8 protein-coding genes and 1 pseudogene are annotated in these 10,852 nt (G+C 40.1%); 8 read left to right on the forward strand and 1 reads right to left on the reverse strand.

Annotation, left to right across the window (positions count from 1 at the left end; translation table 11 throughout):
- The first annotated feature begins 465 nt into the window (after positions 1-465).
- The 5 genes from AAEZ22_RS17370 (at position 466) to ihfA (ending at position 6,001) form a co-directional block, all read left to right on the forward strand.
- Positions 466-1,521, forward strand: a complete 1,056-nt coding sequence (locus tag AAEZ22_RS17370) for a DUF8605 domain-containing protein (protein WP_352298181.1) — start codon at positions 466-468, stop codon at positions 1,519-1,521.
- On the forward strand, positions 1,521-2,231 hold the full coding sequence (gene hda / locus AAEZ22_RS17375) for a DnaA regulatory inactivator Hda (protein ID WP_172459224.1): 711 nt from the start codon (positions 1,521-1,523) through the stop codon (positions 2,229-2,231). Before AAEZ22_RS17370 ends, hda begins: the two co-directional genes overlap by 1 nt.
- 84 nt (positions 2,232-2,315) lie before the next feature.
- Positions 2,316-3,296 (forward strand): phenylalanine--tRNA ligase subunit alpha, encoded by a 981-nt coding sequence (gene pheS / locus AAEZ22_RS17380; RefSeq protein ID WP_011328576.1) that lies wholly within the window; start codon positions 2,316-2,318, stop codon positions 3,294-3,296.
- A gap of 15 nt (positions 3,297-3,311) precedes the next feature.
- Positions 3,312-5,699 (forward strand): phenylalanine--tRNA ligase subunit beta, encoded by a 2,388-nt coding sequence (pheT, locus tag AAEZ22_RS17385; protein ID WP_086994471.1) that lies wholly within the window; start codon positions 3,312-3,314, stop codon positions 5,697-5,699.
- Positions 5,700-5,701: 2 nt separating this feature from the next.
- Positions 5,702-6,001 carry an integration host factor subunit alpha gene (gene ihfA / locus AAEZ22_RS17390; RefSeq protein WP_352298184.1) on the forward strand — a complete coding sequence of 100 codons (300 nt, stop codon included), beginning with the start codon at positions 5,702-5,704 and terminating at the stop codon, positions 5,999-6,001.
- Between the two features lie 66 nt (positions 6,002-6,067).
- Here the strand turns inward: ihfA and AAEZ22_RS17395 are convergent, their stop codons facing one another.
- On the reverse strand, positions 6,068-6,868 hold the full coding sequence (locus AAEZ22_RS17395; RefSeq protein ID WP_352298187.1) for a DUF2989 domain-containing protein: 801 nt from the start codon (positions 6,866-6,868) through the stop codon (positions 6,068-6,070).
- Between the two features lie 200 nt (positions 6,869-7,068).
- Here AAEZ22_RS17395 and AAEZ22_RS17400 point away from each other — a divergent pair, with 200 nt between their 5' ends.
- The 3 genes and pseudogenes from AAEZ22_RS17400 to AAEZ22_RS17410 form a co-directional block, all read left to right on the forward strand.
- A complete protein-coding gene (locus AAEZ22_RS17400; RefSeq protein ID WP_011328572.1) occupies positions 7,069-8,511 on the forward strand; it encodes a glyceraldehyde-3-phosphate dehydrogenase in 1,443 nt (480 codons plus the stop codon).
- A gap of 174 nt (positions 8,512-8,685) precedes the next feature.
- Positions 8,686-9,813 (forward strand): M14 family metallopeptidase, encoded by a 1,128-nt coding sequence (locus AAEZ22_RS17405; protein WP_011328571.1) that lies wholly within the window; start codon positions 8,686-8,688, stop codon positions 9,811-9,813.
- Between the two features lie 148 nt (positions 9,814-9,961).
- Positions 9,962-10,777: pseudogene (locus AAEZ22_RS17410) on the forward strand (alanine/glycine:cation symporter family protein); the annotation flags it as partial.
- Positions 10,778-10,852 lie beyond the last annotated feature (75 nt).

The following is a 10,852-nucleotide window of genomic DNA, read 5'->3' on the forward strand; positions in this document are numbered from 1 at the left end:
AATCATAAAAACATCACCACTAGCCAATGAATGTGGGGTATTTACACTGTGACTTTCTACCGCTGTGGGCACTACGACATTCTACTGCGTTGTCGCTACGAAGTAGCGCACCGACATTCAAATCATAAAAACATCATCACTAGTCAATGAGTGTGGTGTATTTGCACTGTGACTCTCCACTGCTGTGGGCATTAAGACACTACCAGGCCTAATTAAAGACTCCGATTCTAATTATCGCTTTGTTATTGAGCTCGTTATTTAATATTAAATTACTCATTAACTTTATGCGATTAGTATAAAAACATTAAATTGTTAGACAAAAATAACCCCATCAGCAATCTCTGCTAGCACCTAGCACCTAGCACCTAGCACCTAGCACTTTTTCCTACAAATAAAATATAATTTTGCTTTGTGGGTTGCTTTGATTTAGGATCAAATCAGTTTAAAACTAAGAACAAATAGCCTGTGTATAGATTATTATTAAGTGCCTTATCAATTATATTTTGCTTTACTGCATCAGCGGTTGAAGTAATTGATCTTTATCAAGATATTTTAAAAGTTGATGATAAAACTCGAGACACGCGTTTAGCAGCAAGTCGTAAAGCATTGCTGAATGTTCTAGTGAAAGTCAGCGGTGATGAAAGTGCTGATCAAAACAGCTTAGCGCAACAAAAAACTCAAGATATTTCAGACTACATGCTCAAGTTTGAGTACGACGAGAGTACAACCGGTAACTTAAAACTTGTTGTTAAATTTGAAGCGCGAAAAATTAATGCATTAATTAAAGAGCTCGGTTTACCCTTATGGGGTGTGCAACGACCATTAATTGCAATATGGTTAGGAATTGAAGATAACTGGCGCAGAGAGCTAGTTACTCAAGAAAGCTACCCACAACTAGAACAGTTAATATACGATAAAGCAGGGCGACGTGGTTTACCGGTTGTGGTGCCTTTACTTGATTTACAAGACAGACGTCTAGTAGGTATTCCTGAAGTATGGGGTAACTTTTCAGAGCCAGTAGAAGAGGCCTCTAAGCGTTATAGTGCTGAGCGCAGTATTACAGCCAGAATGTATAAGCAACCAGATAGTGAAAACTGGGTTTTAGATTGGCGATTTACTAACGATGATCTTTTTGAATTAAATAGATTAACGGGTGATAAACAACAAGTTGTTGCGCAAATGATAGATACGTTAGCGAAAGGGCTAGCTAATGAATATGCAATTGATCCGAATGCTTATTACGAGCAAGCAGCGGCAACTTTAACTCTAAAAGGTACGCAAAGCTTTGTTGATATTGAGTTGGCTAAACGCCGGTTATCAAATTTAAGTGTGGTAACTCAGGCTACTATTATACGAAAAACCCCAGATTTAGTTGAGTTCAAACTTAATCATACGGGTAGTGTGGTTGATTTAAAAAAAGCATTAGGGCTTGATGCTGCGTTTAGAGATTATGTTGATCCAAGTGCTTTTTATCATATTGTTGATAAAAACAGTTTAGAGTATCAATGGATTGGTGAGTAATGCTAACTCATGAGCCAATGCAAATGGCATTGCCGGTTACTTTGCCCGATGACGAAACCTTTACCTCGTACTTTGGTGGTGAGGACTCTTTAGAAGTAAGTCATTTAAAAGACAGTTTTTCAAAATTGTCGCAATCTTTTCAATACACTTATTTATGTGGTTTGGGCGATTCAGGGAAATCTCACCTTTTGTACGCTACGTGTATTCAAGCGCAAGAGCGCGGCTTATCAAATATGCTGTTATCTATGCGAGAAGTTATTGATTTTGGCCCTATGGTATTAGAAGGCTTAGAAGCCCTTGATGTTTTATGTATAGATGATGTGCATTTGGTAGCGGGTGATGATGCGTGGGAAAAGGCCTTATTTAATTTTTTTAATCGCTTTAACGAGCCTAAAAAAATGTTAGTGGTGACCGCTGACTTACTCCCCGACATGCTAAATATTAGCTTACCAGACTTAGAATCGCGGCTAAAATGGGGAACTACACTACAAATTCGCTCAATGAGCGATGACGATAAAGCACAAGCTTTAGTTAAACGCACAAAAATGCGTGGCTTAGAGCTAAGTGACGAATGCGCCCGATTTTTATTAACGCGCTTAAGCCGTGATATGCGTACATTACTCGACGTATTAGACAAATTAGATCATGCATCTATGGCCGCACAACGAAAATTAACAATTCCTTTTATAAAATCAACGTTAAAGCTCTAGTAGGTCTAGAATCTAGGCACTGCTTTCAGTTATCATAAGTTATTACTTAACAGCAATCACCTTCTGTGAAAGATCAGGTATCCAATGAACTTAGAAAATATATTAGCGCAAGCACTTGAGGCGGTAGCCAGTGCCAGTGAAATCGCGCAGTTAGAAGAAATGCGGGTTAATTACCTTGGCAAAAAAGGCGAGATCACCAGCTTACTTAAAACGCTAGGCAAAATTGCCCCTGAAGAGCGTAAAGAAGCGGGCCAAGTTATTAATCAAGCTAAACAAGATGTGCAAGCTGCTATAAACGATAAACGTGAGCTGTTAGCCAGTAAAGCGCTAGAAGAAAAGCTAGCCGCTGAAACTATCGATGTAACATTACCTGGGCGTGTTATGCCTACTGGTGGCCTACATCCGGTTACACGTACCATTGAGCGCATAGAAAGCTTTTTTGGTGAGTTAGGCTTTGCAGTTAAATCGGGTCCTGAAGTTGAAGATGACTTTCATAACTTTGATGCGTTAAATATTCCTGAGCATCATCCAGCCCGTGCTGATCACGACACTTTTTACTTCAACCCTAAGCTGGTATTGCGCACGCAAACGAGTGGCGTACAAATACGTACAATGGAAGTTGAGCAACCGCCGCTGCGTATTATTTCTCCTGGACGTGTATATCGTAACGATTATGACCAAACGCACACGCCTATGTTTCATCAGGTTGAAGGCTTAATGGTCGACACAGATGTGAGCTTTACTGAACTTAAAGGTATTTTACACGACTTCCTGCGTAACTTTTTTGAAGAAGACATGGAAATTCGTTTCCGTCCTTCATTTTTCCCTTTTACAGAACCTTCAGCAGAAGTAGACGTAATGGGTAAAGACGGCAAGTGGCTAGAAGTATTAGGCTGCGGCATGGTACACCCTAACGTTCTTAAGTCTGTGGGCATTGATCCTGAAAAATACACCGGCTTTGCTTTTGGCATGGGTGTAGAACGCTTAACTATGTTGCGTTATGGCGTAAACGATTTACGTGCATTTTTTGAAAATGACTTAAAATTCCTAAACCAGTTCCGTTAAGAGTGAAACAATAATATGAAATTTAGTGAAAAGTGGTTAAGAGAGTGGGTTAATCCAGCCATTGATACGCAAGCTCTGTCGGAACAGCTTTCTATGGCTGGCCTAGAAGTTGATGGCGTAACACCTGCAGCAGCAAAATTTAATGGTGTATTGGTAGGTGAAGTTGTTGAATGTGGACAACATCCTGATGCAGATAAGCTACGCGTTACCAAAATTAATGTCGGTGGTGATGAACTACTTGATATCGTATGTGGCGCACCGAACTGTCGTTTAGGCATTAAAGTTGCGGTTGCAACTGTTGGCGCAGTGCTTCCTGGTGATTTTAAAATTAAAAAAGCCAAGTTACGTGGCCAACCTTCAAATGGCATGTTGTGTGCCTTTGTTGAGCTAGGTATTAGCGAAGAAGGCGATGGCATTATGGAATTGCCAAGCGATGCGCCAGTAGGTACAGATTTACGTGAATACCTAGGCCTTGATGATAATATTATTGATGTTGATTTAACACCAAACCGTGGTGATTGTTTAGGTATAAAAGGCTTAGCGCGCGAAGTGGGCGTACTTAACAGCATTGACGTAAACGTATTACAAATTCCAGCGGTTACAGCAACAATTGACGATAAAGTATCGATTGAATTAGTTAATGAAGATGCATGTCCTCGCTACCTTGGGCGTGTGATCAAAGGCATTAACCTTGATACAGCAACGCCGTTATGGATGGTTGAAAAACTACGTCGCAGCGGTGTGCGTTCAATCGACCCAGTAGTTGATGTTACTAATTATGTATTACTTGAACTTGGCCATCCAATGCATGCATTTGATTTAAATGCGATTGAAGGTGGAATTAAAGTACGTAGTGCAAACGCCGGTGAAGAGCTAGTTTTACTTGACGGTAATAGCGTTAAATTAAACGAATCTACATTAGTGATAGCCGATCATAATAAAGCACTAGCCATTGCGGGTATTTTTGGTGGCGAGCAATCGGGTGTTACAAATAAAACGTCTGATATATTACTTGAAAGCGCATTTTTTAACCCTGTAGCAATAGCTGGGCAAGCACGTAGCTACGGTTTACACACAGATGCATCGCATCGTTATGAGCGTGGTGTTGATTTTGCGCTACAGCATGATGCAATAGAGCGTGCAACAGCGTTACTACTTGAAATAGTAGGCGGTGAAGCAGGCCCAGTGGTTGAAGCCGTTGCCGCAGATAAACTACCTAAAGTGACTGAGGTTCGTTTACGTCGTAGCCGTTTAGACCGTGTTATTGGCCATCATATTGAAGATGAGAAAGTTACTGATATTTTAACTCGCTTAGGTTTTAACGTAAAAGTTGAAAACGACAGCTGGAGTGCAGATGTACCTAGTTACCGTTTTGATGTGCGTATTGAAGAAGATTTAATTGAAGAAGTGGCGCGTGTTTACGGTTACAACAGTATTCCTAATGTTGCACCGACTGCTAAGCTTAAAATGACTACCCATAACGAAGCGACTATCGCACTAAGCAAGTTTCGTAATACGCTAGTAGCCCGTGGTTATCAAGAGGCTATTACGTACAGTTTTGTCGACCCTAAAGCGCAAGCTATTTTGCACCCAGAAAGTCAGCCGCTAGTATTACCGCACCCAATTTCAATTGAAATGTCTGCAATGCGAGTAAGCTTAATGCCTGGCTTATTGGCGTCGCTAGCGTATAACCAAAATCGTCAGCAACCGCGTATTCGTCTATTTGAACACGGCCTTAAATTTTTAAGTGACGAAAATGCCGAAAACGGTGTTAACCAAGTGCCAGTAATTGGCGGTGTAATTACCGGTCTTGCGCATGGCGAACATTGGGTTGAAGAAAAACGCAACGTCGATTTTTACGATGTGAAAGGTGATGTGGAAGCACTACTGGCAATTACCAATGATATGAGCCGCTTTGAAATTAAAGCAGAGCAGTCAGACGGTTTGCATCCTGGTCAATCAGCGGTAATTTATGTTGCTGGTAAAAAGGTCGGTTTTTTTGGTGCATTACACCCTCAAGCGCAAAAGTCGTTAGATATCAATAATGCTACTTTCGTGTTTGAAATTGAAATGTCGGCAATCGAAAAAAGAAATTTACCGCAAGTTGCAGGGGTGTCTAAATTCCCTTCAAATCGCCGCGACATCGCGATTTTAGTGCAAGAGAGCGTAAATATTGGCGATATTTTAACAGCGATAGAAAAAGTTGGCGGAAATCAATTAGTTGACCTAAACTTATTCGATGTGTATAAGGGCAAAGGTATTGAGCCAAATTATAAGAGTTTGGCGATTGCTCTAACACTGCAATCGGTTGATAGAACACTCGAAGAGAAAGATATCAATCTAGTAGTTGATAACGTGGTGGCCACACTGGCCGAACAGTTTAATGCATCGTTGAGGGACTAGATATGGCGCTTACTAAAGCCGACATAGCTGAACACCTATTTGAAAAACTCGGGATCAATAAAAAAGATGCCAAAGATTTAGTTGAAGCGTTTTTTGAAGAAATCCGCTCAGCGCTTGAAAAAGGCGAGCAGATTAAGCTCTCTGGATTTGGTAATTTTGATCTTCGTGATAAAAAAGAAAGACCGGGACGTAATCCGAAAATAGGGGAAGATATTCCTATTTCGGCGCGTCGCGTGGTGACCTTTAGACCTGGGCAAAAACTTAAAACCCGAGTAGAAGTGGGCACAAGTAAAGCAAAGTAATATAAAAAAGGCAGCGTAAGCTGCCTTTTTTATTATTAATGTTTTATTTAACTACGCCTAGGTTACTTAAAACTCCCTAGGTGATACAAACTTACCAGCGCGAATTTGCTGAAAAGTTTGTTGCGCTAAAGAATCTAAACTATCAAGATTTTTTCTGCTGCTTGCCAATTGCTGCTCTACAGCAAATATATCAACGTTTTCTATCCCCGACATCTGCGCAACTTTAGAAAAAACATAGGCATGTTTATAATTTTGTTGTTTATAAAACAAACTGACCAAAGAGGTAAACACCTCGGGATAAGGTATTTGCTGTGCTTTATTAAGTTCTAATGTTTTGTAGAGCAAATCAATCGTTTTATCATCATCAAATTTAATATAATACGATGCCAAAAAAAGTTGCATTTCAGCACTTGTTGTCACCCTTTCATCATGCTCCAAAGCTAAAAATTTAGTCAGTGCTCGCTGATCGTTATTACGCGACCAATGATAGTAAAGTAAGCCTGGGTGATTAGTACTTTTAGTATCTTGATATAATCGCGTCATTTCTTTAATACTGGTTAATTTACCTTCTACACGAGAGGTCTTTTTTTCTTTTAATTTTATATGCTCAATTTTAGCTGCAAGCGTAATACACTGATTATATGATTCAAACTCTTTAAGTAGCTGATATTTATTTTCATCAGTTGGGTGCTTATATTCAATATAACGCTGCAAAATAGTGTTAGAACGCTGCTCCCGACAATGATTATCTTTATTTAGATCGTTGCAAAAACCGGGCGTTTTTTTACATACTTGGGCCAAGCTTAGTGGCTTTTCACATCCGGCTAAGGTGAGTACTCCAAGCACTACTATTAGTCTTATAACCATCCTCAACCCTTAAATATATTAATATAATGTTATTCTAACGCAATCATTTAGCCTCTAACAGTAGAGAATAAAGCAAGATTAAATTAGAATAGGGAAGTCACTAGAGTGCGTTGACTTATCAGGGTCGAAATCATTTCAACTTTTGATGGTTAAATGCTCTAGGGCTATCCGTTCAAAAATGTTTAACTTAGGTAAATAAAATGACCTCATCTCACGAGTTAGAATACACAAATAGTTGGCAAGAACGCCAAGGTTACGCAGAAAGCATGCAACCAATCATTGGTAAGCTTTATCGTAGTCGTGGTATCGAAATTGCTGTTTATGGCCGCCCACTTGTAAATGCAAGCCCAATTGAAATTATCAAATCTCACAAATCAGTTGCGCAGTTTGAAGGTACAAAATTACGTTTACGTGAAAGCTTCCCATTTTTAGAAGCGATTAGCAAAATGGATTTAAATTCTGCACGTATCGATATTGGTAAGCTTGCTTATAGCTATTTGTATAATGATGCTGCAAACGGTCGTTCTGTTGAAGAGTTTGTAAAAGATGAGCTCGCTGAAATTGCTGATTTACCAGCTAAAGAATCACGCGATGTGGTGCTTTATGGCTTTGGTCGAATTGGCCGTTTACTTGCACGCCTACTAATTGAAAAATCAGGTCCTTATGCTGACTTACGCCTACGCGCAATTGTTGTACGTGGTGGTAAAGATGGCGACCTTGAAAAACGTGCCAGTTTATTACGTCGTGATTCAATTCATGGTCCATTTAATGGATCTATCACTGTTGATAAAGAACGTAATGCAATTAAAGCTAATGGTAGCTACATCCAGGTTATTTACGCTAACTCTCCTAGCGAAATAGATTACACAGCCTACGGCATCGACAATGCACTTATTGTTGATAACACAGGTATTTGGAAAGATGAAGCAGGCCTTGGTCAGCATTTAGAATGTAAAGGCGCTGCTAAAGTACTATTAACGGCTCCTGCTAAAGGTAATATCAAAAACATCGTATATGGTGTAAATAACAAAGATATTTTACCTGAAGACAAAATTGTATGTGCAGCAAGCTGTACAACTAATGCCATTACACCAACACTTAAAGCATTAAACGATAAGTTTGGCATTAAAAATGGTCACGTAGAAACGGTTCACTCGTATACTAATGACCAAAACTTAATTGATAACTACCACAAAGCAGACCGCCGTGGCCGTGCTGCTGCACTTAACATGGTAATTACTGAAACAGGCGCTGCAAAAGCGGTTTCAAAAGCACTACCAGAGCTTGAGGGCAAACTAACGGGTAACGCAATTCGCGTACCTACACCTAACGTGTCGCTGGCTATTTTGAACCTAAACTTAGAAAAGAGCACCTCGGTAGAAGAGCTAAATGCATTTTTACGCGATACCGCACTTCACTCAGACCTGCGCGACCAAATTGATTACACCGCTTCTACTGAAATCGTATCTACCGATTTAGTAGGTAGTCGTTACGCTGGTGTGGTTGACTCGCAAGCAACTATTGTTGATGACAACCGTATTGTACTTTACGTTTGGTACGATAATGAATTTGGTTACAGCTGCCAAGTGGTACGTTGTATGCGCGATATGGCCGAAGTGGCATTCCCAAGCTTACCTCACTAATTTATTAGTCGTTATACAAAAGCCAGCATTTGCTGGCTTTTTTGATTATCAATATTTTTAAAGCGTAGCGCTTATGGTACGCTTTATACATTAGATACGGCTAATCGCAGCGTACTTACATCCTGGCTATTTATGCAGTCCAGAGACACTTAGTCAACTTATAGGTTTTTTGTCATGAAAATCAGTAGCAATTTCGATAGTGGTAATATTAAGGTTATTGAAGCCACCGATCCATTAAATATCCAGTTAGAGATTAATAACGATTTCCAGTCTGAATTTTATCAGTGGTTTCATTTTCGCCTAGAAACAACCCCTTACCAATTACATAAGCTAAATATAAACAAGCTCGAAAATTCAGCTTATCCAGATGGCTGGGTAGATTATCAGGCGGTTGCATCGTATGACCGTCAAACGTGGTTTCGTGTACCTTCAAGCTACGAAAATGGCACATTAAGCTTTGAAATAGAGCCAGAGTGCGGCAGTGTTTATTTTGCTTATTTTGCACCATATAGCTATGAGCGTCATTTAGATTTACTTACGTGGGCGCAAAGCCAGCAAATTTGCCAATTAGAAACATTGGGCGAAACCCTTGATGGCCGCGACATGAGCGTACTTAAAATTGGTGAGCCAAGTGCAGATAAGAAAAACATTTGGATCACAGCTCGCCAGCATCCGGGTGAAACAATGGCGCAGTGGTTTGTAGAGGGAATACTTCACAAACTACTTGATGACGAAGACCCGCATGCTGCTGCATTACTATCAAAAGCAGTATTTTATATTGTGCCAAACATGAACCCAGATGGTAGTGCTCGTGGGCACTTACGTACTAACGCTAAAGGCGTTAACTTAAACCGTGAATGGCAAACGCCGAGCATGGAAAATAGCCCAGAAGTTTATTTAGTGCTTAATAAAATGCGTGAAACAGGCCTAGATATGCACCTTGATATTCATGGTGATGAAGCAATCCCGTATAACTTTGTAGCCGGCAGTGAAGGCATTCCAAGTTATGATGCGCGCTTAAAAGATCTAGAAGATAGCTTTAAAGCTGCTTTGTTAACCATTACTCCTGAGTTTCAAGACGAACATGGCTACCCTAAAGACGAGCCAGGCCAAGCTAACCTTACAGTAGGTTCATCTGCAACAGCAGAAGAATTTAAGGCGCTTACCTATACAGTCGAAATGCCATTTAAAGATAATAACGACTTACCCGACCCAGATTACGGTTGGTCAGATCGTCGTTCATATCAATTTGGCCAAGATACTTTGGCGGCTATCGTAAATGTCGTTGATAAATTAAGATAAATTAGTATAAGGTAAGGGCAACATTAAAATGTTGCCCTTTTTTGTTACAACACTTACAAAAATAACAAGTACGCAACGGCACAATAAACTGTGGCTTAACGAATGTTTAGTCAGCAATTTCAAAATAAAATAATAAGAGGAATTTAGCGTGGATGCATTCGGACAACTTTTAGATAGCCTAGATGGCATGTTAGGAGGAGCAGTATGGTTTCCTTATGTGTTATTAGGGGTTGGTTTATTTTTTACTATTTATTTAAAATTTCCCCAAATACGGTATTTTAAACATGCTTGCCAAGTTGTTTCGGGTAAGTTTGATAAAAAAGATACAGAAGGGGATACCACTCACTTTCAAGCACTTGCTACAGCACTATCGGGCACAGTAGGCACAGGTAATATTGGTGGCGTAGCACTGGCTATATCAATTGGTGGGCCTGCGGCGTTGTTTTGGATGTGGATGACCGCATTTTTTGGTATGACTACCAAGTTTGTAGAAGTTACCTTGTCGCATAAATACCGTGAAAAAACTGAAGATGGCACTATGTCTGGCGGCCCAATGTATTACATGGATAAACGCCTTAACATGAAATGGCTGGCCATTTTATTTGCCGTAGCCACTGTAATTAGCTCGTTTGGTACAGGCAGCCTGCCACAAATTAATAATATTGCACAAGGTATGGAAGCCACCTTTGGTTTTGCGCCTATGGCCACAGGTGCAGTGTTATCTATTTTACTTGCCTTGGTTATATTAGGCGGCATTAAGCGTATTGCAGCAATTACATCACGCGTAGTACCGTTAATGGCGGCTATTTATATTATTGGTGCTCTGGCTGTTATTTTTTATAACGCTGAAAACATCGGTCCTTCATTTTCTGCTGTATTTATGGACGCATTTTCTGGCTCTGCTGCCGCAGGTGGCTTCTTGGGGGCGTCATTTGCTTATGCGTTTAACCGGGGTGTAAACCGTAATGCCGATCAGTTAAGGTTAATTGATCGGTTGACCGATCTAAATGATCGTGAATAATCCGTAATTAGTTTCGCT

The sequence above is a fragment of the Pseudoalteromonas sp. 20-MNA-CIBAN-0454 genome, from assembly GCF_040308685.1.
In the GTDB taxonomy this organism is placed as follows: Bacteria; Pseudomonadota; Gammaproteobacteria; order Enterobacterales; family Alteromonadaceae; genus Pseudoalteromonas; species Pseudoalteromonas nigrifaciens.